Origin of the sequence: Nodosilinea sp. LEGE 07298 (assembly GCF_015207265.1) — a bacterium.
GTDB lineage: Bacteria > Cyanobacteriota > Cyanobacteriia > Phormidesmidales > Phormidesmidaceae > Nodosilinea.
Genome location: NZ_JADEXE010000064.1, coordinates 1 through 26247, shown reverse-complemented (window position 1 = coordinate 26247; position 26247 = coordinate 1). Strand labels below are relative to the sequence as shown.

The window sequence follows — 26247 nt, the reverse complement described above, 5'->3', positions numbered from 1 at the left end:
CGAACTCAGACGTGAAACGCAGCTGCGGCGAAGATAGTGAGGGGGTTGCCCCTTGTCAAAATAGCTCGATGCCAGGTTCCTATTCAAAACCGTGCGACATCATTACGATGTTGCACGGTTTTGCTTTTCAGGCTAGCTTTCTGGCCTGTTACGTTACCTCGGATTTTTCCATCAGATCTGGTTTGGATATTTCTACACCAGGTCTATAGGATCCTTAGCGAGAATTTCCACCACTGGGGTTAACCAGTGCTAACTCTGTTACAGCCGAGAAGGACCCGCAATGAACGGGCTGTTCCTGATCATTGTTGCGATAAAACCGCAGGGTTAGCATTGTAGGCTCTGTGCCCGATCGCTTTCAATGAATTTGGTAAACCGTTGATTTGTAGCCCCAGCCTGATATTGCCATTTTGCATCTGCCTGGTGCAGGTTAGATTTTGGTAGCTGGTGGGAGAGCGACTGGAGGCTGGGAAATGGCTTGCTGACCGCTGAATGAATGAAGAAGGGTTGATCATCTAGAGTGTCGTTTGACGAGATGTTAGTGATCGAGTTGTTCATGCTGTACAAACATGGGCGGGTTCTTAGGCATCTGCGTTGCCCGAGGAGGTGAGATTTAAGACGATTTCCTTTGCGGTCTTTCAGGTCTGTTGCCCTGCAGATGGAATATTACTGCCATCAGTGAGGCAAGCTGACGGCTCAGCGCTGTCGTCAGGCTGCACGGTCACTGAGTCAAGCGAGGACTGGCAATGAGCCGTGCACCATATTGGTAAAGGCATTACCGAGGTTGACTTAAATCAGTCTCAGTACGGCCTTTGGCTGGAGCTTGACATTGTCCTATGATTCAATCGTGAATCTTCACAAGTTACAGGAACGGATGATGGGAGACGGTGCGTTTAGGATTGGCCTGCCGAATGCTCAAGCGACCCATGGTTTGGGCATTCGCCTAGGGCAGCTTTGCCCACCGGGTACGGTGTTGCTGCTGTCTGGAGATTTGGGCAGCGGCAAGACCACATTAGTGCAGGGAATAGGGGCAGGCTTAGGTATTGCTGAGCCTATTAGCAGCCCAACGTTTACGCTGATCAATGAATATTTGGAGGGACGCATGCCTCTCTACCACGTGGATCTGTATCGATTAGATCCTGACCAGATAGGCTCTTTGGAGCTAGAGAGCTATGGGGACGCCAAGGAGATAGAGCCTGGTTTGCTCGCAATCGAATGGTCGGAACGGATGCTGCAGCCTCCCCGTTCGGCGATTCGGCTGCGGCTAGAGGCCATCACCAGCGGTGGGCGGCTGGCTACGCTGACAGCGGTTGGAGAAGAACATACTGCGTTGTTGAAGGAGGTAATTGGCGATGGCCTACTGGCTGATGAAATCTGAACCCGATGTATACGGCATTGCAGATCTGGAGCGCGATCGCACTGAGCTTTGGGATGGTGTGCGCAACTATCAGGCCCGCAACTTCCTCACCAGTATGGCCCTAGGCGACAGAGCCTTTTTCTACCACTCCAACACCAAGCCACCGGGAGTTGTGGGGCTCATGGAGATTGTAGCAATCAACGTGGTTGACCCTACCCAGTTTGACCCGTCTAGCCAGTATTACGACCCTAAGTCTTCACTCGATAGCCCCCGTTGGCATACAGTGACGGTGGGCTATTTGGAGACATTTGCCCAGGTCGTTACTCTAGATCAATTAAAGGAGACGTTTATCCCCGACGAACTGTGGGTAGTGCGGCGAGGCAATCGACTGTCGGTGATGCCGATCGATGATGCGATCGCCGAAAAACTGCTACAGATGGCTCAAACATCTAGGGTTTGAGGCTATGATGCCAGTCTTGAGGCTGCTTCAAACCGTCAATGCCGGTTGTGCCATCGGTATTGACTCGGTTCCAACCTTCTTCATTCCGTATTATGCAACTCCCCGACGATCCTGAAACCCCTCTGCAAATCAATATTGTGCCGATGATCGATGTGGTATTTGCGGTGCTGGCATTTTTTATCCTCTCTAGTCTGTTTCTGACCCGCAATGAAGGTCTTCCGGTAGCGCTACCTGGGGCCGAGACAGCGGAGGCCCAAGCCCAGCGACAGGTGGTGGTTACTCTAAACGCAGCGGGGGAGCTATTTGTAGGCAGCCAGTCGGTAGGTGATGGACAGCTACTGGAAGCAATTCAAACCCTGGGTACTCTAGCCGATGGCGGTTTGGTTGTGATTCGGGCTGATCAGTCAGTGAGTCATGGTCGGGTGGTGGAAGTAATGGATCGGCTGCGATCGCTGCCTGGGGTGCAATTGGCGATCGCAACTGAAGGAAATCAGCCCTGAGTTAGATGCTGCTTATAGAAAAATTAACCCTTTTGCCGCTGTATTTCCAGATATCTCAATCCTATAATCAATGAGTTATGGTCAACATAAGCTCAAAGCCATAACAGAAACTGTAGAAACAGCATTTTGATTTTAGACTATGGCACTACAATTCATGGCCCTACCAACGCAGGTGGTAACACTAGTACAATTTCTACTGGTGCCTGTGTGTTTTGTATTGGCCTGGGGGCTGGTAGGAATAACGGCTTGGAACCTAATAACGGCTATTCGGGATGGGGTAGGCCGAGCTACAGTGATGCATAAAATTCCCTGTGCTGAATGTCGCTATTTTACCGGTGACCATCGGCTGAAATGTCCCATTCATCCCAAAGTTGCTCTTTCTGAATCTGCGATTGATTGTACTGATTTTGAGCAAGCAGGCCTCACGTAGCCTGCATAAGGTCTTCTTGTCATCTACCCAAATGCTAGCCCTATCTATGTAATGGTAGCTAGGACTGTTGCCTCAAGAAAAACGGCTATGTTTGAAGACCATTTAGGCTTAGGTAAAGAACGTCTTTGTTTGGAGTTGCTTTAAGGCTGTTCTTGAATGATGGGTACAACCCGAGTAACAGCCTCTTTGATAAAGGCTTTCATAACTGCGTCGCGCTTATTGAGACGAAACTGCCGTTCTACTACAGCGCCTATGCCGCCGTCGCCCCAGTTTTGATTTTGGCGGAAGTATTCGATAAAACTTTTGCCGGCAATGCGTGTAAGGTAAGCGCCGCTTGTGCCCTTTAAGGCCCGCCCTGCTAGTACTGTAGCTAGATTAGTTTGAAGACCTAGAGCTAGCAGGTCTACAGAGCCTTTAACCAAGCCCAGCCCTGTGAGGGTTTTGGCTATGGACAGAGCTAGGGCTTTGCCTTCTTCGAGGCTGACCTCACAGTCATATATTTGGCTAAGCTCAACAACCATTTGGGCGTTGATGGCTGCTGTGGCTAAAAAGTCGAGTCCGGGCAGTGGGGTGACTGCGATCGCCCCAGCACTCAACCACTGATACCGCTCAATAGTAGCGTCGGCCTGTGCCTGGCGTTGGCTATCGATAATTTGACGGGCGGTTTCTCCAATTTGCTGAGTTTGCAAAAGTAGGTTGTCAGCGATGAGGCTTTCACCTTCCTGTCGCAGTAAATCGACTAAGCGAGCCCTTAGGGGCATTAGGTTTGGCTGCATTTGTAGCCAGCCACCACCAACCTGGGGTAGGGGTTGTGGTAAAGCCGCTACGGCAACGATATCGTCATGGCTAAGGGGGGGGGAGACTCGCGATCGCAGTCGTTCTAGCAAAGCCTCTAAGTCGGCTTCAGGATAGCGATCGGCTTTATTGAGCACCAAAAGCACTCGTTTACCCATGCTTATCAATGCTTGCAGTACAGTGTATTCTGCCTGCCTCAGATCGTCATCAATAACAAACAAAATCAAGTCTGCTTCAGCAGCAGTTGCGCGAGCGGCTTGCTCTCTTTCTGTACCAGCGATTCCTGTTTCTGCAATACCTGGGGTATCAATGAGTTGCAGTGCTTTAGATCCATTAGGGAGTTGCCAGGGGTAGGTCTGCTGAATTTGAGTAGTGCCTAGGGCCGCACCTACTTGACCAACAGGGCGACCTAAAAGTTCATTAATTAGCGCAGTTTTACCTGCTGACCCTACCCCAAATACAGCGATAGTAAGGGCTCGATCGGTGGTCGAAGACCGTAGGTTCTGCGTTTTCTCTTGCAAAGCCTGGCGGGCCACTCGATCTTGAATTTGATCGACCTGGTTCTGAACTAGGCGTAAGTTAACAGCGGCTGCTTCTTCAGGGTGACGAGGAGGCTGAGGAATCTGCCTCTGTCGGCGAGGGCGTAAAAAAGGCCACAAACGATAAAGGCTAAAACCGGCCAAACCTACTCCAGCAGCCAATATAACCCCTAACACGACTCGGGCCAGTAGGGGTGATAGCAGCGCCAAAATGGTATACAAGCGCAGCAAAGCATCGGCGAGTAGCAGCACTGCCCCTAAGCTCACGAGTAGCCCGATCAGGAGTAATAGCCAACGCCACCGTGCCATAGTCACCCTGTTTCATCAACGGCAGTGAGTGGAGAATAGCGTAAATTAAGCGTTAAAAACCAGTATGGCAGAGGCATTCATTGAACGCCTCTGCCAAAACAATAGAGCTTAACCTATCTCAGCAACTGGCCCAATAGCAGTAGGTAGACGCCTAGAGAGGATTGTGGGAGAACCGATTGCTACGGTTGGGACGGCCGTCGTTACCACCGCCGTCTTCAGTGCGGGGACGAGCTTTGTTAACGCGAAGTTCGCGACCTAGCCATTCAGCCCCGTCTAATTCGGAGATAGCCTGGTCTTCCTTCGCTTCATCGACCATATCGACAAAGGCAAAGCCACGTTTTCGACCGGTTTCGCGATCGATGGGTAAGCTAATGCGAGTGACCTCGCCGTATTCAGCAAAAACACTCTTAATGTCGTCCTCAGACGCCTGAAAGGACAAGTTCCCAATATAGATAGTCACGAGTCTCTCCGAACCAAAATACCAAGGTGTTGAGCATTGAACCCTGGGTTGGGAGGCTAAAAGCCCTACCCATTAGCCCTTAGGTGCAATATTTGTTGCTATGATAGCCGATCACATCGTGGCTAGCAGTAGCGCATCTCACACCTATGCACCATCTGTGCCAAATTGTGCAACGACTTTCCTTGGTTATGTCTGGCCTATGCGGAAAGGAAGACTAGGGTGAAACTAGTGACATTCACCTTCAGCTGACTTGTTCATCTTTGGGCGCTAGGCCATGCCGAACGAAGTCAGCCGTTTCTAGACAGAAATTCTTTGCCCCTCGAACAACTTGCAAAGCTGGAGAGACAGCGGGAATGCCATCTAACCGACCTGGATTGAGGTTGCTGACGCTGCTTAGAGGCCAGCCTAGATTAGGCACAGCAGCCAGAGTAACGAGATCTGGATGGCGATAGCGAATTTCGTTCATGTACCCATCAAAGTAGGTGGGTCCACAGTCTGGATGGTTCATGGGTCGCTCAAATGAGGCTTCCATAAACTCAACCAGCTTAGGAATTGCTTTACCTTGACAGGCCCAAAAATGGGTCTCGCGAATATTTTGGCGAACATTCACCTGGGAGAAAAAACGGTTGGGCACCGCATTGATTGAAACCTTTTTACTGCTAGGTTCATCGTTAGAGTAGGCTTGACAGCCAAGGTAAGCAAAATCCCAGTTGCGGTTGGCTAACTCTTCAAGAATGCTATGCTCTTGACGAATAAGTCGCTGGCTCAAAACGCAATCTTCTTGAAACAGTAGTAATCTTTCAACCTTATCTTGGGCAGCCTGACGCAAAAGCTCGTAGTTGCTCATGACACAACCCCTAACGCTGGCTTTGGGAAATTGACCAGCTTGATTAAATTTCAGGCCTTTAAACCAGTGCACATTGTCTTCTAGGCCCAACCGCTGGACCTGACGCTGAATGCTTTTGAATCGTCTTCTGCGTTCGGGCAGGTAAACAATGGCGATGCGATCAAAATAATCTGTGAAATTCATTGGTTTACTCCGATGAGGCAATACGACAGTGGATTGCTGAAAGTAGTTGTCAAAAAATGACAAGCCAAACCAGCGTGCTCATTCCTGAAACCATGAATCTAACCATATGCATAGACAGGAAGGCCAGTCATATTAAACGGTAGAAACTTGGCGAAAAAATGGAAGCCATCGTTGGAAGGATATTTAAACCCATCTGCCGGTATACATTTGAAGGAAAATATCTTTCCGTAGTCGAATTGGCTTACGCTTTAAAAACTACTAAGCAAATCAGGAATTCAGAGCTAACCATTCTAAAGAGACAGCTAGTGATCAGGCTGCAATAGATAGTGCCAACATACTCGCAAAACTCAAGCTTTAGGCCGGTTTTGCATACCCATGACTACAGTAACTGAAGGCTTACTAAAATGACCCAAACATAGCTTTGGTGTAACTAGCGACATTTTTGGTTGAATCTGAGTGATCTCGCTGCTTAAAGTGAAACAACGCCAAAGAGCACTAATTCAATTTAATTTCTATCACAAGAGAAATAAATTGTTGAGTATTGTTGAACACAGTATCGGTGCAGGTTGGTTAGTGATTTTCAAGGAGATGTCCTAGCCCTGCAGGATTGGTATGCGTGTGCTTAAGACTAAGACAGTTTGCAGAGCATATTGTTCCGGCTGCTAAATATTAGCCCTATCGGGAAATAGCAATCAAAATTGCTGAAACTTCTATAGGCATGGCCTTCAAGAGTTTTATCTCAGGATCGCTGAAAGCTACGCTAGGAGAGACTTTGAAGGATGTATGGGCCTATGGCTCAATCACTCTATTTGGTTGATTATTCTCTGGCTCCGCCAAAATTGGCGAACTGGAGCTTCTAGACCCTTAGGAATATGTCTAAAGGCGTATTATGACCAGTGGGGCTTGGGAGCCACGCTAGCCATCTGCTTTTAGTTGAGTTTTGTTTGGTTACTCTCAATCTTATCGGTGCAAATGCCGATCCCGCTAAGGCGCTGTGCTTTGGGCTAGCACCCACTGCACAAGGGTGCGTACGCCAAAGCCTGTACCGCCGGGGTTGTTGTAGCCATTTTCTTTTTCTGTCCAAACGGGGCCGGCTACATCCAGGTGCACCCAAGGGGTAGCGGTGACAAACTGCTTGAGGAACAGGGCGGCGGTAATTGAGCCGCCAGGGCGAGGGCCGGTATTTTTCATATCGGCCACGATGGACTTGAGCCCGTCGAAGTATTTACCTTCCATGGGCAAGCGCCAGAATTTTTCACCGGTAGTTTTGGCGGCGGCGGCGATCGCCTCAGCTAATTCCTCGTTTTCGCTAAACAGTCCGGCGATATCGTCGCCTAGGGCAATGATGCAGGCTCCGGTAAGGGTGGCGAGATCGACGATCGCATCGACGCCCAGCTTTTCGGCAAACACCAGGGCATCGGCCAGGGTGAGGCGACCCTCGGCGTCGGTGTTGTTGACCTCGATAGTTTTGCCGTTGGAGGCGGTGAGAATGTCGCCGGGGCGCATGGCGTTGCCGCTAATCATGTTTTCGGCGGCGGCGCTGATGAAGTGAACTTCGACGCTGGGCTTGAGCTGGGCGATCGCCTTGGCAGCTCCCAGGGTAGCGGCGGCTCCGCCCATGTCAATTTTCATCATTTCGATGCCGCTGCCTGCCCCTTTAATATTGAGACCGCCCGAGTCAAAGGTGAGGCCCTTGCCTACGATCGCCAGCTTGCGCGTGGGCGTGCCGCTGGGTTTGTAAGTGAGGTGAATAAACTTGGGCGGCAGGTCAGAGGCCCTGGCCACCCCTAGATAGGCTCCCATTCCCAACGCCTCACACTGCTCTTGCTCCAGAATTTCTAGCTCTAGGCCGTGGGCCGTAGCGATATCCTGGGCGGTTTGAGCTAGGGTTTCGGGGGTGACCATATTGGCTGGGGCCGACACCAGCTCGCGGGCCAAAATGACGCCGTCGCAGATAGCCTGAGCGGTTTGAAGACTGCTTTCTTGGCCAGACAAATCTAGGAGATGAATGTGTTCAACGGTGGGTTTACCGTTTTTGTCCTCGGATTTAAAGCGGTTGTCTTGGTGGAGGGCCAGCAGGGCACCCTCGGTGAGGGCCTGAGCCGTAAGGGCCGCGTCGTTTTGAACGGTGGGAATGCTGAGGCCGAGGGAGGCACATTTCTCTTTTTTGGCCAGGCGAGCGGCGGTGGCGGCGGCGCGGCGCAGGGTATCGGCGGTAATAGCGTCGGTAGCCCCCAGTCCTACTATCCCAAGCTTGCGGATCTTGGCCCCGGTTCCGACTCGGGTAATGGCGGTGGAGCCTTCTTTGCCGGTAAATTCAATCTCGTCGAGCAGCTCTTGCAGCAGCCCAGAAACCTGGCTGTTTAGCTCAGCTAGGGTGCCTGAGAGGGGGATTGCGTTTTCGCTGAGGCCGAGGATGAGGGCGTCGCCAGACCAGTCTAAACAAGAGGTACCAGATGCGTGAAATTCCATTCAACCTAGGGGCTAGTTTCTCTGTTTACTATAAACCTTGGGCAACCTCCCAGGGTGAGTTTGCTGTAGATAAAGCCAGCCGCCAGTAGGTTCGCTACTATAAGACGGATTAGCGGTTTGACCCTCCAGGTTGTGGTTGGCGCTACGGGCTAGATTTTTTGCTATACACCTTCAGCAGAGTTGATGGGCAGGCCATGGTGAAACGGTTAAAAGCAAATTTGCCCCTGGTGGCGATCGCGGGGGTGAGCGCCCTCTCGCTAGGTATGGGGGCTGCTCTGGTCAATACCGTGTCGTCGACCGGCGACTCCTCGGTGATTTTAGAAGAGTCGCTGCTGCCCGGACTGGGGAACTTGACGGCTCACAATGCCAATGACCCGGTGCTAGCGCTAGCGTTACAGCTGGCTGAGCAACGGCAAGAGCCGCTAATGGCCGCCATTGAGGGCAGAGAGCCATTGAGCCGCAGCCGAGCCCAGTATTTACTGGCGCTGGATCTAATTAACAGCGATCGCGGCGGTAGCGCCATTCCCCTGCTGGAAGGGCTGGAGGCTGAGTATTCGGCGATGGCTCCCTACGTGGCGCTGGCGCTGGCCCAGGCGCAGCGAGCAGCGGGTCAGGCAGACGCAGCTCAGCAAACCCAGCAGCGAATTTTGAATGAGTATGGGGACGATAGCGCGATCGCCCCGCTTCTGTTTGATTTGGGCCAGCAAAATCCGGCCTACTGGGATCAGCTGGTGCAGAAGTTTCCCACTCATCCCAAGGCGGTGGAGGTGGCTCACCAGCGGCTGACCGCCGACCCTCGTCGGGCCGATGCCCTGCCCATGCTGATGATCATGGCGCGATCGGGTCTGCATCACCCCAGCGCTGGGGCGGCCCTGCTGCGGCTTAAGACCGAGTTTGCTGGCCAGCTTAGCGCTGAAAACTGGCAGACCGTGGGCTTTGGCTTTTGGCGCATCGACAGCTATGGTGATGCGGCGGTGGCCTATGCTCAGGCCCCGCCGTCGCCCCGCAACCTGTACCGGGCGGCCCGAGGTCACCAGGTGACGGGTAAGCGCGATCGCGCGATCGCTCTCTATAACCAGCTCGATCAGCAGTTTCCCAACGCGCCCGAAACCGCGACCGGTCTGCTGCGTTTGGCTCAAAGTGTGCCCGATCAGGCTGCTTTGGGCGTGCTCGATCAGGTGGTGAATCGCTTCCCCGACCGGGCGGCGGAGGCGCTACTAGATCGAGCCAAAATTCTAGATGAGCTGAACAGCGCTGAATCGGCCCAAGCCACCCGCGAGCTGATTTTAAAGGAATATAAAGACTCCGATGCGGCGGCGGATATTCGCCTAAAAAATGCCCGCAATGCCGCTGAACAGGGCGATCTGACTATGGCGCTCAGCTGGGGCAGTGATGTGCTGAAGCACAGCCCCGACAGTGATCTGGCCGCCGATGCCGGTTACTGGGTGGGTAAGTGGGGCCGCCAGCTGGGTCAGGCCGATGTGGCCCAAAATGCCCTAGAAAGTGTGATTGCCCGCCATCCTGAGTCGTACTACGCCTGGCGAGCGGCGGTCGCCCTGGGCTGGAATGTGGGTGATTTTACGACAGTGCGATCGCAGGTTCCGGCGGTAGCCCCGATGGCCCAGCGCGAGCCTTTGCCAACAGGATCTAACACGCTGCAAGAACTTTACCTGCTGGGGCAGGACCAGCGGGCCTGGGAGCGATGGCAGATAGAGTACTCCAACTACCAAGACCCAACCCCAGAGGAGCAGTTTACCGACGGGCTGATGCGCTTGGGCACCAACGACAATATCGACGGCATCTACCAGGTATCAAGCTTGGGCCTGGCCGATGACCCGGCAGATCAAAAAGTGGTTCAGAACTTGAAGCAGCGCCCAGACTTTTGGCACGGGGTGTATCCGCTGCCTTACGCCGATTTGATCACCACCTGGTCGGCCCAGCGCCAGCTCAACCCGCTGCTGGTGGCGGCGCTGATGCGTCAGGAGTCGCGCTTTGAGGCCAAGATTCGCTCTGGGGTGGGGGCGGCTGGCCTGATGCAGGTCATGCCTGCGACTGCTGAATGGATTAAGGACCGGGCCGGGCTCGATACCTACGACCTCAACAATCCTGAAGACAACGTCAAGCTGGGCACCTGGTACCTCGACTACACCCATGCCGAGTACGACAATCACTCGCTGTTTGCGGTGGCCAGCTACAATGCCGGACCTGGCGCGGTGGCCAGCTGGATCAAGCGAGGTGGCTATGTCGATGCTGACGACTTTGCCGAAAAGATTCCTTATCCAGAGACCAAGGGCTACGTGCAATCGGTGTTTGGCGGCTACTGGAACTACCTACGGCTGTACGATCCGGCGATCGCCCAGCAGGTCGAAACCCTCAAAAAGCGCCACCGAGGCTGGGGGGGATAGAGCAGGGAATAGCTGGATACTGGACTTATCCGCTGGTCTGGCTGTGTATAGCTATAGTCACGTTGGTTAGGACATCCAGAAACCCTATGAACGTTCAAACGTTTGAACGTTCATAGGAGACCTGTCTTAACCGGACTGGCCACAGCTATGTAGGGCCAATCTACTGCTGACTTGATCGCTGAGGGGGATGGCTAACTGGAATTAGCCATCCCCCTCGTTTTTTTGTTGGCGGTGGGTCTAAGCAGCCGTGTCGCTAGCTTTGGTGCGGCGACGGCCCAGGGCTTTGAAGCGTTCGCCTAGCTGGTCGGCGACGCTCTTGAGGCCGGGGGAGTGGCGGGCGGCGGTTTTGGCGTAGTCGTAGACGAGCAGGCTGCTGCTCATAGATTCGCTGCCAACGGCGAGTAGGGTGTCGTCGACGGTTTCGTTGAGCTGCTCTAGCAGGCCCAGCACTTCGCTGAGGTCAACGGTGAACTGGTAGTCGCGGCTAAACTCGGCGATGTCAAAGTTGCTGGGCACAATGCTGGAATTGTTTTGGGTAGCGGTGACGCTGTTGCGGACGAAGGCAAGGCTTTTGTCGCCCATTTTGAAGCGCTTGCGGCGTTCGGCGGGGGTGAGGTTGATGAGAAAGGGTAGGTTTTTGTGGATGGCGGCGATCGCCCCTTTGATCTCGGCTATGGACTGGTCTGAAATGGTGGCGCTGATGTTTTCGTAGGGCATACCCTGAAGTCTCCTTATTTTGAGATGCGGGTAAGGTTGACTTGAGCGGGCAGAGCAGTTGAACTGTTGCTCGGTTATAGGTGAAACATGCCCTACGATCGGCGGGAGAGAGCGAAAGTTGCTTTTCCGCTGGGGTGATTAAGCCTAATGTCTTTGTGTAGACAGCCTTGGTCACTAGCGGGGTAACCGCTAAGAATTGAGATAGACTTAGGAGCTTGATTCAAACGGCAACTATAATACAAAAGAACTAAGCCAGGGGTAACAAGTGCTGCACCGTCAGAAAGCGTTACTTGAAATTCTTCAGCAGGTAGGGGGACAAGCAACTACTTTGCAATTAATGAAGTGGGCATTTCTGCTAGGACAGGAGACGCAGTCTCGTGGCGGTAAGACTTTCTACCAGTTCATCCCGTATCGTTATGGCCCTTACTCGTTTACCCTGAACCGCGAAACGGATACATTGGTTCGCAATGGTTTTATGGAAAAGACGGCTGATAAGGTTTGGCAGTTAACGACTGTAGGCAAAGAGCAGGAAGTTAAGCTACCCAAGACGATCGCTCAAGATATTACGGCTGTCACTCAACAGTACGGCAGTTTCTCTAGCTCCGCTTTAATCGATACGGTTTATGCCAACTATCCCTGGTTTACGGTCAACAGTGATTTGCCGGGGAAACGCCAAGAACATCGTCCTATAGCTGATCAGGCAATTTACACCGCTGGGTATGAAGGCAAAACTGTTGATGAGTTTTTGAATCTGCTGATGCGATCGGGCATCCGCAGGTTGGTTGATGTTCGCTATAACCCGATTTCTCGTCGTTATGGTTTTCATAAAAGCACTTTGCATCGGTTATGCAATGCGCTGGATATTGATTACCAGCATTTGCCGGGGTTAGGGATTCCAGGTTCAGCAAGAGCAGATTTGTCCTCAACGGATAGCTATATTGCTCTTTTTAAGGAATATCGGTGTGGTTTGTCGAATCGCTGGGATGACTTGCAAAAGGCAATGTCGTTACTGAAGTCTGAACCAAGCGTTTTGGTGTGTATGGAAGCGAATCCGGAATGCTGCCACCGGACTGTGCTGGCTCAGCATTTAGAGGGCATGATGAAATTGCCAATTAAGCATCTCGGATAAGAGACATGAGCGATCGCCCGATTAAAACAAAAGTTCTGATTACGGTGATGACCTATCCTCATCCATCGCGAGGATATCAAGAACTGGTTTGTACGGCGGGGATTACTGAAGCTGATGAATGGGTGAGGCTGTATCCCATTGACTATCGATATCGACCGAGAAATCAGCAGTTTCGTAAATATCAGTGGGTGGAGATTGACCTGTTACCGCATGGTGACAAGAATGATCGCCGCAAAGAGAGTAGAAAGCCACTTTTGGACTCTTTACAGGTACTGGGGGAGCCGTTATCGACCAAAAATGGTTGGCGGAAACGTCGGGAAGTCATCGACCGCATGCCGACTTACACGGTGAAGCAACTGCGGGAGCTACACGAAACTGAACGCACTTCACTGGGGATTGTGCGACCGACAAGGGTGCTGGATCTCAAAATTGAGCCTTCTGAACCGGAGTGGAAACCGGAATGGCAAAATCTGTTTGATCAACTGGCGCTATTTGGCCCGGTACAAAAGCCGCTTCGGAAAATACCGTATAAGTTTAGCTATGTGTTTGAGTGCGAAGACAGCCACAAACCGCACAATGCCATGATTGAGGATTGGGAATTGGGTGTGCTTTGGTTAAATGAAGTGGCTCGATTAGGTGATGAAGAGCAGGCGGCTTTGAGTGTGAAACGCAAATTTTTTGATGAGATTTGCAGCGCCAGGAGAGACACACTGTTTTTTATGGGGACGGTGTTTCCTTACAATACCTGGGTTGTTCTGGGTGTTTTCTGGCCACCTAAGCTAGAACAATCGCAACCTGATTTTATTCAAGGTTCGTTGTTTTAGGACTGCACACGGGATGCAGCTAAAGCTAAAGAAGGCACTGGTCTCTTAAGCGGTGACAAATCTCCAAAGCCTTTGTGTAGCAATGGATTGAGGTGATTCAGCCTAAAATCATGAAAACACTTGTCTAGTAAGGCTTTCAGTTAGCCATCTCCTGTTAGCGAACCAGTGCCGGCGTTTTCACCTGACTCGTCACTGCAATCAAAATTAGGTCTGGACGCGCCGCATTATATTCACTTGAGCTAATGATGACTGAAGGCCGCTTCTTTTGTGAATTTTGGTTGGTAAAAGGAAAGAGAACCAAGACCACCTCGCCAAACTCATAAGTCATCGTAGGCAGCATCCTCTGGGTTATCCCAGACCGCAGCAAAAGACGCTTCAGAGACCTGCGCTGCAGCCATCACCAACGACTCATCTTGATAGTCTTGCCGCTCATGCCCAGGCATCTTAGCCTCAGCCCACTGGAGCAAACGAGTGGCTAGATGAAACTGCTCTTGCCAACTCAATCGCTGAGCCTCTTGCATAAGCTCTTGTAGCGTCATTCTGCCAATCTCCTCAAAAGCCTAAATCTATTGTGGCATCAGAGACTGAGCTTCACAGAAGGTGTCTAGCATTTGTAGCCTCTTCCTAAAACTCAGCCTCGTCAAGTTATCGGCCGATATCGCGCAGCAGCAAGCTAAACACCTCGCCCTGCTCCGGGGTAATCAAAATCCCCGACTCAGGAATCGTAAACTGGCGGCTCCACTCTAGCCGCTCGGCGTATTGCAGCAGATGCAGGTGGTTGATCGCCCCCTGCACCCCCTCCGGCGAGCCAATCACCAGATGGCGCAATCGTTCGCGCCCCGGCTGGGGGCTAGGCGTAGCAAGGCGCAGGGGAGGTAGATCCCCGAGTTCTTCAAGAACTCGGGGATCTTGATGGGTAAAACACAACATAATCGGGTTCCTTTCCGATGAAACGACGGGTAAGAAACCCAAAAACTTGGCCGCCCCAGACATGTGCAGTTCAGGGCGGCCAGGTAAAATCAACCTTAGCCTCCGAGACTGTGTACGCAGTCGACGGGGTTAGCCGCTGGTTGGTGTTGGTAGCACCTTCCAGTGGCGTTAGACCAAATTTTTGGGAAGACAAGCTGCACGCACACAGCTATAGCTCAGTAATTTAATCGATCTAATCCCCCCATGCAAGTAAGATTCGTTACGTTATCTGTGGTAGACAGCCACTAAAGCCGAGTAGTCTCTGAACCTAGACGAGTAGTCTCCGAGCCTAGACGAGTAGTCTTTGAACCTAGACGAGTAGTCTCTGAGCCTAGACGAGTAGTCTCTGAGCCTAGACGAGTAGTCTTTGAACCTAGACGAGTAGTCTCTGAACCTAGACGAGTAGTCTCTGAACCTAGACGAGTAGTCTTTGAACCTAGACGAGTAGTCTTTGAACCTAGACGAGTAGTCTCCGAACCTAGACGAGTAGTCTCTGAACCTAGACGAGTAGTCTTTGAGCGAACCTGTGGTCTACTCAGCATGGCCAATTCCATAGAGCCCAGACAGCGTTGGTATTGAGGAATGATTGCAGATGATTGAGGGTGTTATGCCGGTGCTTCGGCAGGTGCAGCGTGTGAGCATTGTCTTGAGCTTTGGTGTATTGGGCTCAATTTTGCCCAGTTCCCAGGCCCTTTCTGCCCTGTGCCCGGCCCAGCTGACGACCCAGATCGATGCCGCCCTCAATCAGGCTCCGCTAGATACGGCCTATACCGGCCTGGTACTGCAAACCCAGGGGCAAAATCCTCGCACGCTGTACAGCCGCAACGGCGATCGCCTCTTCACCCCGGCTTCCAACATCAAGCTGCTGACCACCGCCGCCGCCGCCCACCAACTCGGGGGGTACTACCGCCTACGCACCTCCATCTACGGCAATCCCAATGCTGAGGGCAGCACCGCGCTGCGCGTGGTGGGGCGGGGCGATCCGAGCCTGACAACAGTGCAGATCGACAGTCTCGCTCAGCAGCTGGCCCAGGCCGGGGTAAGACAGATCAGCCGCCTGGTGATCGATGACTCCTACTTCCCTGGCTTTGCCACTAACCCCACTTGGGAATGGGAAGACGCCCAGTGGGCCTACGCCGCCCCGGTCAACAGCCTAATTCTCAACCGCAATGCGATCGCCCTACAGCTAGCCCCAACCCAGGTGGGCAGCCCGCTGAGCCTGATTTGGCCCCAGCCATTACCCGCTGGCCCGCTGCCCGTTGTCAACGATTCCACCACCGTTGCCGCTGGAGCTACCCCTGTTTCCCTCGCGCTATGGCGTCCGGGAGACTCGCCCACGGTGCGGGTGACAGGGCAGATGGTCCAGGGCAGCAATTCGCAGACCTTTAGCTTGGCAGTGCTTAACCCGGCCCAGCAGTTTGCGGCGGCTATGGAGCAGGCGCTGCGGCGGCAGTCACTGCCAGTGGGGCAAACGGTGATCAGCCAAAATTCGATTCCTATTGCAGACCTAGAGCTGGCGGCGGTAGAGTCGCCCGAGGTGCGAGACCTGATGCTGGTGGCCAATCGCGACAGCGATAACCTCTACGCCGAGGCGTTATTCAAAACCATGGGAGTAACGGCGGGGGGCAACATCACCGAAGGGGATGACGTGGCTGAGGCGAGCCGGGCTGGTGGTGAAGCCGTCAAGGCGGCCCTGGCCGAAATGGGGGTAAACGCAGCGGCCCTGCGGTTAGCCGATGGCTCGGGGCTGTCGCGCCACAACCTGGTATCGCCTGCCGCGCTGGTGGAGACGCTGCAAGTGATGACCACCCATCCCCAGGGGCGGTTTTTTCGGGAATCGCTGGCGATCGCGGGCCAGAGCGGCACCCTTAGCAATCGGCTGCGGGGCACGGTGCTGGAGGGGCGCTTGCAGGGCAAGTCGGGGGCGCTAACCGGAAACGTGTCGCTATCGGGCTACCTACAGCCGCCGAACTATGAGCCGCTGGTGTTTAGCATTGTGATCAACCACTCCAACCAGCACGCCAGCGTACTGCGGCAGAAAATTGACGAGCTTTTGCTGCTGGTAGCGCAGCTGCGCGAGGATTGCTGAGGCAAACTTGAGTAAAGCGCTCCTAATAGGTGGATTCCTAAGCAATAGGGCCAATCGTCGGCACTAGCTGTCTTGAAACCGGGCCTATGCCTTAGTGGGGATAGCAGCGCTAAATTTTGGTGGGAAAATAGATTTATTGGAGTAGAGATTGCCTTTGGCCTGGGCCGATCGCGGGCTGGTGAGAGCTTTCGTCTATACTCGTGTCATTCCAAAACCGATTTGGCGATCGCGGGAGGTAGTCAGTATGGTGACGGCGAAAGAGGTGGCTACGGCTACAGAACCGGCGAAACTGCAGGTTGACGATTCTTTACGGTTTCAGCAGTTTCAGAAGCTGCTGCGCGATCGCTGGGAATCCACTGACGAATTTGATACTCAGGAGCGCCACATTGTGGTGGTGCCCTCCCTTAGCCTCGACCAGGAAGAGCTGCAAAAAATTGAGGGAGTCAACCACTACGAAGAGCGGCTGCTGTTTTCGCTGATTCGGCTGCGCAACCCCAACACGCACCTAATTTACGTCACCTCGCAGCCGCTGCACCCCAGCATTATTGATTACTACCTGGAGCTATTGCCCGGTATCCCTAGCTCCCACGCCCGCGATCGCCTGAAGTTGTTCGCCGCCTACGATGCCTCGCGCAAGCCCCTCAGCCAAAAGCTGCTGGAGCGGCCCCGCCTGCTAGAGCGCATTCGCAAAGCGGTAGATCCCCAGCGGGCCTACATGACCTGCTATAACTCCACCCATTGGGAGCGCGAACTCTCCCTGGCCTTGGGGCTGCCGCTGCTGGCCCTAGACCCTGACCTGTTGTACTGGGGCACCAAGAGCGGCAGCCGCGAAATCTTTAAGCGCTGCGGCATTCCTCATCCCATCGGCAGCGAACTGGTGTTTTCTGAAGATGAATTGGCCACCGTCACGGCCGAGGTGTGGGAGCAAGACCCCAGCCTCAAGCGCATCGTGATCAAGCTCAACGAGGGCTTTTCGGGCGAGGGCAACGCCCTGCTCGATCTACGCCCGCTGCAAGACTTCGCCCCAGGGAGTGCAGAGCATGGCGATCGCGTTCGGGCGATCGCCAAATCGTTCCCCTGCCTCAGCTTTCAGTGCGATACCGAAACCTGGGATCACTTCTCGGCCAAAATTCCGGTGCTGGGGGCGATCGCCGAAGCCTTTGTCGAAGGCGACCATAAGGAATCTCCCAGCGTGCAGGGCCGCATTACCCCCCTGGGCGAGGTCGAAATTCTCTCCACCCACGACCAAGAACTGGGCGGCCCCGATGGCCAAATTTTTCTCGGCTGCTCCTTTCCGGCCCGGCTCGACTACCGGCTGGAAATTCAGGAAATGGGGCAGCGGATTGGTGAAGAACTAGCCCGCCAGGGTGCTTTAGAGCGCTACGGTGTCGACTTTATCGCCGTTGCCAAAGGTGACCCCCAGGCCCCCAAGTGGGATCTGCAAGCGATCGAAATCAACCTGCGCAAAGGGGGGACCACCCACCCGCTAATGGCGATGAAAATGCTCACCGAGGGGCAGTTTCACCAGAGCGACGGGCTGTTCTATACCAAGCAGGAGCAGGTGCGCTATTACCGCGCCTCCGACAACCTGCAAAAACCCCACTACCGGGGCCTACTGCCCAGCGACCTGATGAATATCATCGTCACCAAGCAGCTGCACTTCAACTCGATCAGCGGTGTAGGAGCAGCTTTTCACCTGATGGGCTGCCTATCGGAGTACGGCAAAGTGGGCCTCACCTGCATCGGCACCAGCCCCGATCACGCCCGCGAAATCTACGATCAGGTGGTAGCTGCTCTGGATGAATCTACGACGTGACCACTGCTGTCAAACGCTTGAGCCCACGGCTACTCGGTGGTGGTTTGCCAGCGTCGACAAAGTACCAACTGCAATATCTAGGCCTGCCTTAGCCTAAATCATGCAGCTAGTTTGGCTTGGATACCAGAGGGCGGTAAGTAGCCAGGCTAATTTAAATGTAGGATGGGTTAGCGATAGCGTAACCCATGCGGGCGTTGGGTTTCGTGCCTCAACCGCAACCTACACGGTCTTATATTTGATTGGGTCTTCCTACTTAGTTGCATCCGGGGAAAGGGCTTAGTCTACATCTGATGCCTTTGTGTTGTTTCGATAGAAGTGCGGCATAAGTCCTGCAAGAAACGTTTACCTTTAAGTATTCTTAATGCTGCTGATTACATAGCGAATAGTGGATCGTAACCTGTAGGGCTTATCATGCTCGACTGGGTACTCTAGAATTTGTCAGTGGCTTACTGATTTAATACCTCCAACCGATCAAATCATAAATGTTTTTGGCGTTCAGGGTGGCTTCTATCGACTTGTCGTAATGTTGTTCCAGAGCTTAAATGGGTTTAGTGAAGCTTAATCCAACGATAAAATTGCCATCAATATTCTTTTGGCTCTATATGTTGCACGTTAACGACATGCCCTGGTTGCCCGTTATAGCCATAGTCACGTTGGTTAGGACATCCAGAAACCCTATGAACGTTCAAACGTTTGAACGTTCATAGGAGACCTGTCTTAACCAGACTGGCCACAGCTATAGATAAAAATTGCCAAGAAAAATTCAGGCAGTGCGATCGACACCAAAGCGTCATAGGCGTGGCTTTATAAAGTCTCTGGTAAATTCTTTCTTAATATGGCTTTCATGTTAAGTACGGCAATTTCATCTGTTACTAGGGAACGTTAGAACGTTGTAAGGGAAAGATGTGATTATGGCAAAAATTCTAGTCATTGAAGATACTCAAAGTCTTCGAGAAGGCATTGTCCAGTCTCTAAACTGCCTCGGTTTCGAAGCAATTGGAGCGGAGAATGGCAAGACTGGAATTCAACTAGCAAAAATGCATTTTCCAGACCTGATCGTATGCGACATTATGATGCCAGAAGTGGATGGCTATCAGGTCTATAAAATCTTGCATCAAGATTCGGAAACGATGGTCATTCCGTTTATATTTTTGTCGGCTAAAACTGACAGATCAGATATTCGTAAGGGAATGAATTTGGGTGCGGACGATTATCTTGCCAAGCCATTTACGACAGCTGAACTGACAGATGCAATTACAAGTCGGCTGCACAAAAAATATACGATTGTTGATCCTTACATCGCGGAGATGAAGAAGGCAACTGATCAAATTAGTGCCTTGGCGTATCAGGATGCACTAACAAAGCTGCCCAACCGTATTCTGCTATATCAAAAATTTAAGCAAGCTCTAGAAACGGCAAAACGTCGCCAACAGATGATGGCGGTTCTATATGTAAATATATGCCAATTTAAAGCCGTCAACGATACGTTTGGACACTTCACGGGAGATTTGTTGCTTCAAGCCGTAGCTGAACGACTGACCAAAAGTTTAGGCGAGGACGACATAGCAGCTCGAATCAATGCTGACGTATTTAGCATGATTTTGGTTAATGTCTTAGACAGGAAATCTGTTGAGGATCAGGTCAAGGCGATCTTAAATAGTCTTGCCAACCCCTACTGGCTCAATGATCATAAGATTTTGGTGCAGGCTAATATTGGCATTGCTCTCTATCCCAATGATCAAAGTGACTTTGGTAAATTGTTAAGCCAGGCCGAAATGGCTATGGGTTTTGCCAAGCGATCTCAAAAAGATAGCTATTATTTCTATCAGATGGAGATGGGAGCTAAAACTGAGCAAAATAGTTTGATAGAGAAAGGATTAAATGTTGCTTTAGAGAACTCTGAATTTCAGATTTTTTATCAGCCTAAAATTAATTTGATTACTGGACGCATCATGGGGGCCGAAGCTTTACTGCGATGGCATCATCCTGAGCTAGGGATGGTTGATCCAAATGTCTTTATCCCGATCGCAGAAGAAAAAGGCCACATTATTGAGATTGGTAACTGGATTTTAGAAACCGTTTGTACCCAAACTCAGATCTGGCAAGATCTTCACCCTATTCCACTTAAAGTATCTGTAAATTTATCAGCATTTCAGTTAAGGCAAGAGGGTTTAGTTCAAACTGTTACACAGATCTTAGATCGGACTCGACTTGACCCAAACTGCTTGGAGCTAGAGCTTACCGAAACCAGCTTGATGGAGGATATAGAATCTGCGATCGCTATACTAGAAGAGCTCAAGGCTGTGGGCATTAAGATTTCTCTTGATGATTTTGGCACTGGTTATTCATCTTTAAACTACCTCAAGCGTCTACCACTTGACACTCTAAAGATTGATCGCTCTTTTATTAATGATGTTTTTCAGGCTCCCCAAAATGCCACAATTGTTACAACAATAATTGCGATGGCTCGGGGCTTAAAGTTACGAGTTATCGCTGAAGGCGTGGAAACTCAAGAACAGTTTGATTTTTTGCGAGAGCAGGGCTGCCAGGCGATGCAAGGCTACTTGTTCAGTCCGGCTGTTCCCGCAGAACAGTTTGAAGCCTTCTTAGTCGAAGATAAGCGTCTATAGCAAGCTAAAGCACCCTTAGGAAGATTCTTTTTGGCTTGTGATCTAAAACAAAAGCAGAATCAAATGAGAATTGCCCCTCTTCCAGAAAACGAAGCAGAAAGACTAGACGTTCTACACAGCCTGAGCATTCTCGATACTGCTCCTGAAGAAAGCTTTGATGATTTAGCTCGCCTGGCTTCCCAAATTTGTGGCACTCCAATTGCTCTTGTTAGCTTAGTCGATACCGATCGCCAGTGGTTTAAATCTAGGGTTGGAATAACTACGACTGAGACTTCTCGCGATATAGCTTTCTGCTCTCATGCCATTCTACAAACGGATTTATTTTTGGTATTAGACACATCCATTGACGAACGATTTTCTGACAATCCTTTAGTTACCGGTGAGCCGCACATTCGATTTTATGCGGGTACTCCGTTAATTACTTCTGAGGGTGCTGCAATTGGTACCCTTTGTGTCCTGGATCAGGAGCCACGGTGGTTGAGTGTTGAGCAGATAGAAAGCTTAAAGATTATCACCCGTCAAGTTGTTAGGCAAATTGAACAGCGGCGAGACTTAGCAAGTATCGCTCAAATTAGCTTAGATATACATCAAGTTGGAGAAAAGCTACGCCTTAGTCAAGAACGATTTGAATTGGCAATTCTCGGCTCTAGCGGAGGAATATGGGATTGGAATATGAAGACCAAAGAGGTCTTCTTTTCACCTCGCTGGAAAAGCATTTTGGGCTATGCAGACCATGAAATCCCCAATCATTTGGAAGAATGGACTCAGCGATTACATCCTGAAGATGGTCAGCGCGTACAAACTGCCCTAGCTGCTTATCTGAAGCGCGAGATTTCAACCTATGACCTGGAATATCGTCTTCGGCATAAAGATGGAACTTACCGCTGGATTTTATCCCGATCGGCTGCCCTCTGGGATGACCAGGGCAAACCTTACCGGATGGCCGGTTCCCATATTGATATCACAGACCGTAAACAAGCGGAGGAAATCGTTGAAAAAGCGTTTCAAAAAGAACGAGAACTCAGTGAACTGAAATCTCGCTTCATTTCTATGGCATCCCATGAGTTTCGTACCCCTCTGACTAGTATTGTTCTATATGCTGAACTTTTAAAGAACTATAGCCATACCTGGGATAAGAAGGAAAAAGACGAAGCTTTTCAGCGAATTCAAGATGCGGTTCAAACGATGACCGACCTCATGGATGGAGTTTTGGCTGTTGGTCATATCGAAGAAGGTAAGCAAGCCTTTCAGCCCAAGGTGCTTGATCTTTCACATTTGATTCAAGATGTCATAGAACAAGCAAAACTTCTTTCTCAAACCCAGTGCAATATCTTTTTTGATGCTCGCCCAAAAAATATCAATGTTGCTTTGGATGAAACAATTGCTCGACAAATTTTGACTAATTTAATCTTTAATGCAGTAAAATATTCTCCTGATGGAGGGGATATAAGCATTTCGTGCCGCCATCAAGGAAGTAGTCTAACTCTGCAAATTCAGGATCAGGGTATTGGTATTCCCAAAGAGAACCAAGACAATATATTTGAGCCATTTTATCGAGCAGAAAATGTTGATTATATTGCAGGAACCGGGTTGGGTTTAGCCATTGTGAAGCAGGGAGTCTATGCTCATCGAGGCACCATTTCTGTGGAGAGCGAGATGGGCCAAGGAACAACATTCACCATCACACTACCCTGCGATACTGAAAGTCTAAAATGACCATACTTCGAGATAAGCCACCCCCTCATCTTGTCATGGCAAAAACAAAGCTGCATCACCGAAATTATGTTGGTGATGCAGCTTTGTTTGCAGAAGTATCTTTAAACCGAACTCGGCTTATTGTGTAGCCAAGCCTTTGCTACGACTGCCCCTCACCGACGATCGCGCGCATACCCTCCAGCGTGCCCGGAATGCTGCGCGGGTCCATAAACATCACCTTGCTGCTGTCGCTGCTGCCAATTTTCAGCCCCATTTCCATGTAGTGCTGAGCCACTAGAAACTGCAGCGCCTCGCGCATACCGGGGTCGGTGGCAAGGGTTTTAGCAATCACCTGCATGGCCTCGGCGGTTCCCTGAGCCTGCAGCAGCTGCTCCTGGCGGAGAGCCTGGGCGCGTAGCACGATGGTTTTTTGCTGGGCTTCGGCATCTAAAATGGCTGCTTTTTGGCGAGCTTCGGCGTCGAGTACTGCCGACTCGGCCCGGCCTCTGGCTGAGTTTACCGCCGACTCGCGCTCGCCTTCGGAGGTCAGCACGGCGGCCCGCTTTTTGCGCTCGGCGGCCATTTGCAGCTCCATTGAATCTTGCACCGTTTTGGAGGGCACAATATCGCGCAGCTCGACGCGGGTCACCTTCACCCCCCAGGGGTCGGTGGAAATATCTAGCTCGCGCAGCAGCAGTTCGTTGATTTCAGAACGGGCGGTAAAGGTTTTATCTAGCTCTAGCTGACCCATTTCAGAGCGAATTTGGGTGAGCACCAGGTTGACCATGGCCGACTGCAGATTTTCGACCTTGTAGTAGGCCTTTTCCATGTCTACAATTCGCCAGTACACCACAGCATCTACCGAAATCGACACGTTGTCGCGGGTAATACACTGCTGAGGCGGAATATCGAGCACTCGCTCGCGGATGGTTTGCTTGAAGACTACTTTGTCGAGAAAGGGCACCAAAAAGTTGAGGCCGGGGGTGAGCTTTTTGCCGTTGTACTTGCCCAGAGTTTCGACCAGGGCCTCGTCGCTCTGGTTAACGATTTTGACCGAGCTGGCAGCGATCGATCCGCCAAAAATTAGCACGATTAGAAAACTAAAAAAGCCGCCCATAGGGGTAAGTCCTTAACTGGTTTGCGATGGAAGGGTTTGCGGTAGTGGGCAAGTAAAATTGGGCTCGCCGTCTAAGCTCTCAGCGCGCTTTCGGGGATCACGTATAGCGTATTGCCCTTGCGCCTGGTCACCACCACCGGCTGATCGGCACCAATGGTGATGGTTTCGTCGTCGCAGCGGGCCTGCCAGGAGTTGCCTTCGTAGATCACCCGGCCGGTCTTGCCGGGGGCGATCGCGGTCAGGGTGCGAGCTTCGGTAGACTCTTGCAAAATAAAGGGGGTGCGCGTGGGCACAAACCGTCGCAGCAAGAAAATAAACACCAGCGATAGCGCCACCCAAAGCACAATCTGGAGGCTAAAGATCGGCACCGCCAGGGCAAAAAAGGCCACAATAAACGCGCTGATGCCCAGGGTCGATTCGACAAACCCCGTAGGTAGAAACAGCTCCATCAGGCAGAATACGGCCCCCAGAATGGCCCAAAATAAGGGATAGTTCATGGCAACCCGGTAGAGAAACGGAGGCGCTACAGACGGACAACTTCAAGTCGGGTGAGCCCGATTCCAGATTGCCGGTCAGAAAGTTTCGCTATCCTCATAGGATTAATCTATCTTTAGGGTCGAGCCTAATGGGGGCTTGATTACGTTGTCTTAAGACATTCCTGGCGTTGAAGTGTGCCGATCGCCCTATGAACCGTGTAGAACGCCGTCCCTCTCGCTATAAGCCTTACCTGTGGGCCATAGGCACAGACCTGGAGACTCTGCCGGTAGATGAGCTGGTGGGCCAGCGTTATCGCGTGGTAGCCCCCTACATCTGGCTCGACACCCAGCCCGACCAGCGCCCCAGCGCCCCCGATACCTTCCCTGCCGAGGCCGTGCCCTACCTGCGGGCTCACCCCCACCGGCTGCACGTGCCTGGGCTCTACGGCGTGCTGGAGCGCACTGGGGCACCGCCCATTTTGCTGCTCGACAATGCCCCTATTCATCCTCAGGCGGGGGCGCTGCTGCCAGAGCTAGAGGCAGGACTGTTTAGCGCTTCACCCCTGCGCCAGGCCAACTGGCTCTGGCAGCTGTGGGAGTTGTGGAGAACCCTGGGCGAACTGGGCCTGGCCAGGAGCCTGTTGATTTCAAGCAACCTGCGGGTCGATGGCTGGCGGCTGCGGCTGCTGGAGCTGGTGCCGGATGGGGAACCCCCAGCGCTGGCGGATTTGGTGGAGCTGTGGCGATCGCTGCTTTCCCCCCTGCACCTGGCGGTCTCAGAACCGCTGCGCGCGATCGTCAACCAGCTCGACGCAGGCACCCTCGACCCCGATACCCTTTCCCTAGAACTCAACCAGATTTTGCTGCGCCAGGCGGCTACAGTCTCGACCCGCATAGCCCTGGCGGGGGCCACGGCCAAGGGACCAACTCAGCCGCGTAACGAAGATGCCTGCTGGCCCCAGGGCATTCAACCTGAAGCCGCTAGTCTACAGGTGGCGATCGTGTGCGACGGCGTGGGGGGCCACGACGGCGGCGAAATTGCCGGCCAGCTGGCGGTACAGTCGCTGCAAATTCAGCTCCAGGCGCTGCTGGCTGAGGCCCAAAACGAGCTGCGGGTGCTGCCACCCCAGATTATTATTCAGCAGCTTGAGGCCGTTATACGTGTTGTCAACGAGCTGATTAACTTTCAAAACGACAACCGGGGCCGGGTAGGTCGCCAGCGCATGGGCACCACCCTGGTAATGGCGGTGGTGATTCCGCAGCGGGTGCAGACTGAGCAAGGCTGGGAGCGAGTCAACGAGGTCTATCTGGCCCATGTCGGCGACAGCCGCGCCTACTGGATTACCCCCGACTACTGCCACCCGCTCACGGTAGATGACGACATTGCTGGGCGCGAGGTGATAGCCTGCCGCCAAAGCTGGCCCGTGGCCCAGGAGCGCAGCGACGCCGGAGCCCTCACCCAGGCCCTAGGCACCCGCAGCGGCGAGCACCTGACGCCCCACATTCAGCGCTTTGTGTTCGACGAGACGGGCATTTTGCTGCTCTGCTCCGACGGCCTCAGCGACAACTACCGGATTGAAGATGCCTGGGCCAACTACATCGGCCTGATTATTAAAGACATCGTTACCCTTGACTCGGCGGTAGCCTCGTGGATCGAGTTGGCTAACCAGAAGAATGGCCACGACAACACCGCCGTGGTGCTGATGCAGCATAAGCTCTTGACCCCGGCCTCGGTGCAGGGCGATCAGGGCCTTCCCGCTGGGGTTGGGGCCGATTCAGGAACGGTGCCACCAACTGGGGCCAAGCTCTACGGCGAAAGCCAGCCCCAAGAAGAGTTTGTTGCGGCTCCAGCGGCATCTGCACCGCCACGGGGCGTACCGCGCTGGATACTGGCGGTGTCGGGGTCGATACTGCTGGTGGGGCTGCTGGGCTGGTGGTGGCTGGCGAGTCGATCGCCCGATGTTCCAGAGTCACCGAACGCACCGCCTGCGGCTCCGGCTCCTTAGGTGGATGGGTGGATGGGTGGATGGG

Annotated in this window: 22 protein-coding genes; 12 read left to right on the top strand and 10 right to left on the bottom strand. The window is 52.6% G+C overall.

What is annotated here, in order from left to right; genetic code table 11:
- From IQ273_RS33635 to IQ273_RS11300, 4 genes are all read left to right on the top strand, one after another.
- On the top strand, window positions 1–209 hold a 209-nt coding region (locus tag IQ273_RS33635), incomplete at its 5' end, for a hypothetical protein (RefSeq protein WP_228052819.1).
- 665 nt (window positions 210–874) lie between these two features.
- Window positions 875–1375, top strand: a complete 501-nt coding sequence (tsaE, locus tag IQ273_RS11310; RefSeq protein WP_194023275.1) for a tRNA (adenosine(37)-N6)-threonylcarbamoyltransferase complex ATPase subunit type 1 TsaE — start codon at window positions 875–877, stop codon at window positions 1373–1375.
- The gene (locus IQ273_RS11305) at window positions 1350–1814 is read left to right on the top strand and encodes an EVE domain-containing protein (protein WP_194023273.1); all 465 of its coding nucleotides are present in this window, start codon (window positions 1350–1352) and stop codon (window positions 1812–1814) included. The genes tsaE and IQ273_RS11305 overlap by 26 nt, the downstream gene beginning before the upstream one ends.
- 92 nt (window positions 1815–1906) lie before the next feature.
- On the top strand, window positions 1907–2314 hold the full coding sequence (locus IQ273_RS11300; RefSeq protein WP_194023272.1) for a biopolymer transporter ExbD: 408 nt from the start codon (window positions 1907–1909) through the stop codon (window positions 2312–2314).
- A gap of 570 nt (window positions 2315–2884) precedes the next feature.
- Here the strand turns inward: IQ273_RS11300 and IQ273_RS11295 are convergent.
- The 4 genes from IQ273_RS11295 to IQ273_RS11280 form a co-directional block, all read right to left on the bottom strand.
- Entirely contained in the window at window positions 2885–4387 is a 1503-nt protein-coding gene (locus tag IQ273_RS11295) for a YcjF family protein (RefSeq protein ID WP_194023271.1), read from the bottom strand.
- A gap of 151 nt (window positions 4388–4538) precedes the next feature.
- Entirely contained in the window at window positions 4539–4847 is a 309-nt protein-coding gene (locus IQ273_RS11290; protein WP_194023270.1) for an RNA-binding protein, read from the bottom strand.
- 241 nt (window positions 4848–5088) lie between these two features.
- Window positions 5089–5940: a hypothetical protein gene (locus IQ273_RS11285; protein ID WP_194023269.1), complete on the bottom strand. Its 852-nt coding sequence runs from the start codon at window positions 5938–5940 to the stop codon at window positions 5089–5091.
- 921 nt (window positions 5941–6861) lie between these two features.
- Window positions 6862–8349, bottom strand: a complete 1488-nt coding sequence (locus tag IQ273_RS11280; protein ID WP_194023268.1) for a leucyl aminopeptidase — start codon at window positions 8347–8349, stop codon at window positions 6862–6864.
- Between the two features lie 194 nt (window positions 8350–8543).
- On the opposite strand from IQ273_RS11280, the gene IQ273_RS11275 reads away from it, so the two are divergent.
- Entirely contained in the window at window positions 8544–10754 is a 2211-nt protein-coding gene (locus IQ273_RS11275; protein ID WP_194023267.1) for a transglycosylase SLT domain-containing protein, read from the top strand.
- Between the two features lie 237 nt (window positions 10755–10991).
- Here the strand turns inward: IQ273_RS11275 and IQ273_RS11270 are convergent, their stop codons facing one another.
- Complete coding sequence (locus tag IQ273_RS11270; RefSeq protein WP_194023266.1) at window positions 10992–11471, bottom strand: hypothetical protein; 480 nt, start codon at window positions 11469–11471, stop codon at window positions 10992–10994.
- 265 nt (window positions 11472–11736) lie between these two features.
- Here IQ273_RS11270 and IQ273_RS11265 point away from each other — a divergent pair, with 265 nt between their 5' ends.
- Together IQ273_RS11265 and IQ273_RS11260 are read left to right on the top strand one after the other, a co-directional pair.
- Window positions 11737–12600, top strand: a complete 864-nt coding sequence (locus IQ273_RS11265) for a DUF488 domain-containing protein (protein ID WP_194023265.1) — start codon at window positions 11737–11739, stop codon at window positions 12598–12600.
- A 5-nt stretch (window positions 12601–12605) separates the two neighbouring features.
- The gene (locus IQ273_RS11260) at window positions 12606–13424 is read left to right on the top strand and encodes a hypothetical protein (RefSeq protein WP_194023264.1); all 819 of its coding nucleotides are present in this window, start codon (window positions 12606–12608) and stop codon (window positions 13422–13424) included.
- Between the two features lie 154 nt (window positions 13425–13578).
- Here IQ273_RS11260 and IQ273_RS35745 read toward each other — a convergent pair whose 3' ends face one another.
- The 3 genes from IQ273_RS35745 to IQ273_RS11245 all read right to left on the bottom strand — a co-directional run bounded on the left by IQ273_RS35745 (window position 13579) and on the right by IQ273_RS11245 (window position 14354).
- Window positions 13579–13752, bottom strand: a complete 174-nt coding sequence (locus IQ273_RS35745) for a type II toxin-antitoxin system PemK/MazF family toxin (RefSeq protein WP_194023263.1) — start codon at window positions 13750–13752, stop codon at window positions 13579–13581.
- The gene (locus IQ273_RS11250) at window positions 13742–13963 is read right to left on the bottom strand and encodes a hypothetical protein (RefSeq protein WP_194023262.1); all 222 of its coding nucleotides are present in this window, start codon (window positions 13961–13963) and stop codon (window positions 13742–13744) included. Before IQ273_RS11250 ends, IQ273_RS35745 begins: the two co-directional genes overlap by 11 nt.
- Before the next feature lie 106 nt (window positions 13964–14069).
- Window positions 14070–14354 (bottom strand): hypothetical protein, encoded by a 285-nt coding sequence (locus IQ273_RS11245; RefSeq protein WP_194023261.1) that lies wholly within the window; start codon window positions 14352–14354, stop codon window positions 14070–14072.
- Between the two features lie 631 nt (window positions 14355–14985).
- Here IQ273_RS11245 and dacB point away from each other — a divergent pair.
- The 4 genes from dacB to IQ273_RS11225 all read left to right on the top strand — a co-directional run bounded on the left by dacB (window position 14986) and on the right by IQ273_RS11225 (window position 22644).
- Window positions 14986–16482 (top strand): D-alanyl-D-alanine carboxypeptidase/D-alanyl-D-alanine-endopeptidase, encoded by a 1497-nt coding sequence (gene dacB, locus IQ273_RS11240; protein ID WP_194023260.1) that lies wholly within the window; start codon window positions 14986–14988, stop codon window positions 16480–16482.
- A 244-nt stretch (window positions 16483–16726) separates the two neighbouring features.
- The gene (locus IQ273_RS11235; RefSeq protein ID WP_194023274.1) at window positions 16727–18298 is read left to right on the top strand and encodes a peptide ligase PGM1-related protein; all 1572 of its coding nucleotides are present in this window, start codon (window positions 16727–16729) and stop codon (window positions 18296–18298) included.
- Between the two features lie 911 nt (window positions 18299–19209).
- Window positions 19210–20928, top strand: a complete 1719-nt coding sequence (locus IQ273_RS11230; protein ID WP_194023259.1) for an EAL domain-containing response regulator — start codon at window positions 19210–19212, stop codon at window positions 20926–20928.
- A 63-nt stretch (window positions 20929–20991) separates the two neighbouring features.
- Complete coding sequence (locus tag IQ273_RS11225; protein WP_194023258.1) at window positions 20992–22644, top strand: ATP-binding protein; 1653 nt, start codon at window positions 20992–20994, stop codon at window positions 22642–22644.
- A gap of 139 nt (window positions 22645–22783) precedes the next feature.
- On the opposite strand, the gene IQ273_RS11220 is transcribed toward IQ273_RS11225, so the two are convergent.
- The gene (locus tag IQ273_RS11220) at window positions 22784–23740 is read right to left on the bottom strand and encodes an SPFH domain-containing protein (RefSeq protein WP_194023257.1); all 957 of its coding nucleotides are present in this window, start codon (window positions 23738–23740) and stop codon (window positions 22784–22786) included.
- A gap of 71 nt (window positions 23741–23811) precedes the next feature.
- Window positions 23812–24237 (bottom strand): NfeD family protein, encoded by a 426-nt coding sequence (locus IQ273_RS11215; RefSeq protein ID WP_194023256.1) that lies wholly within the window; start codon window positions 24235–24237, stop codon window positions 23812–23814.
- A 188-nt stretch (window positions 24238–24425) separates the two neighbouring features.
- Here IQ273_RS11215 and IQ273_RS11210 point away from each other — a divergent pair, with 188 nt between their 5' ends.
- Window positions 24426–26222, top strand: coding sequence for a protein phosphatase 2C domain-containing protein (locus IQ273_RS11210; protein ID WP_194023255.1), 1797 nt, complete (start codon window positions 24426–24428; stop codon window positions 26220–26222).
- Window positions 26223–26247: the final 25 nt, after the last annotated feature.

What these genes read in the sequence shown, in the direction of transcription:
- IQ273_RS11225 (WP_194023258.1), top strand. Translation starts at nt 20,992, where the DNA reads ATGAGAATTGCCCCTCTTCCAGAAAACGAAGCAGAAAGACTAGACGTT.
- IQ273_RS11230 (WP_194023259.1), top strand. Translation starts at nt 19,210, where the DNA reads ATGGCAAAAATTCTAGTCATTGAAGATACTCAAAGTCTTCGAGAAGGC.
- IQ273_RS11235 (WP_194023274.1), top strand. Translation starts at nt 16,727, where the DNA reads ATGGTGACGGCGAAAGAGGTGGCTACGGCTACAGAACCGGCGAAACTG.
- IQ273_RS11280 (WP_194023268.1), bottom strand. Translation starts at nt 8,349, where the DNA reads ATGGAATTTCACGCATCTGGTACCTCTTGTTTAGACTGGTCTGGCGAC.
- IQ273_RS11275 (WP_194023267.1), top strand. Translation starts at nt 8,544, where the DNA reads ATGGTGAAACGGTTAAAAGCAAATTTGCCCCTGGTGGCGATCGCGGGG.
- IQ273_RS11270 (WP_194023266.1), bottom strand. Translation starts at nt 11,471, where the DNA reads ATGCCCTACGAAAACATCAGCGCCACCATTTCAGACCAGTCCATAGCC.
- tsaE (WP_194023275.1), top strand. Translation starts at nt 875, where the DNA reads ATGGGAGACGGTGCGTTTAGGATTGGCCTGCCGAATGCTCAAGCGACC.
- dacB (WP_194023260.1), top strand. Translation starts at nt 14,986, where the DNA reads ATGATTGAGGGTGTTATGCCGGTGCTTCGGCAGGTGCAGCGTGTGAGC.
- IQ273_RS35745 (WP_194023263.1), bottom strand. Translation starts at nt 13,752, where the DNA reads ATGACTTATGAGTTTGGCGAGGTGGTCTTGGTTCTCTTTCCTTTTACC.
- IQ273_RS11245 (WP_194023261.1), bottom strand. Translation starts at nt 14,354, where the DNA reads ATGTTGTGTTTTACCCATCAAGATCCCCGAGTTCTTGAAGAACTCGGG.
- IQ273_RS11300 (WP_194023272.1), top strand. Translation starts at nt 1,907, where the DNA reads ATGCAACTCCCCGACGATCCTGAAACCCCTCTGCAAATCAATATTGTG.
- IQ273_RS11305 (WP_194023273.1), top strand. Translation starts at nt 1,350, where the DNA reads ATGGCCTACTGGCTGATGAAATCTGAACCCGATGTATACGGCATTGCA.
- IQ273_RS11295 (WP_194023271.1), bottom strand. Translation starts at nt 4,387, where the DNA reads ATGGCACGGTGGCGTTGGCTATTACTCCTGATCGGGCTACTCGTGAGC.
- IQ273_RS11220 (WP_194023257.1), bottom strand. Translation starts at nt 23,740, where the DNA reads ATGGGCGGCTTTTTTAGTTTTCTAATCGTGCTAATTTTTGGCGGATCG.
- IQ273_RS11215 (WP_194023256.1), bottom strand. Translation starts at nt 24,237, where the DNA reads ATGAACTATCCCTTATTTTGGGCCATTCTGGGGGCCGTATTCTGCCTG.
- IQ273_RS11250 (WP_194023262.1), bottom strand. Translation starts at nt 13,963, where the DNA reads ATGACGCTACAAGAGCTTATGCAAGAGGCTCAGCGATTGAGTTGGCAA.
- IQ273_RS11260 (WP_194023264.1), top strand. Translation starts at nt 12,606, where the DNA reads ATGAGCGATCGCCCGATTAAAACAAAAGTTCTGATTACGGTGATGACC.
- IQ273_RS11210 (WP_194023255.1), top strand. Translation starts at nt 24,426, where the DNA reads ATGAACCGTGTAGAACGCCGTCCCTCTCGCTATAAGCCTTACCTGTGG.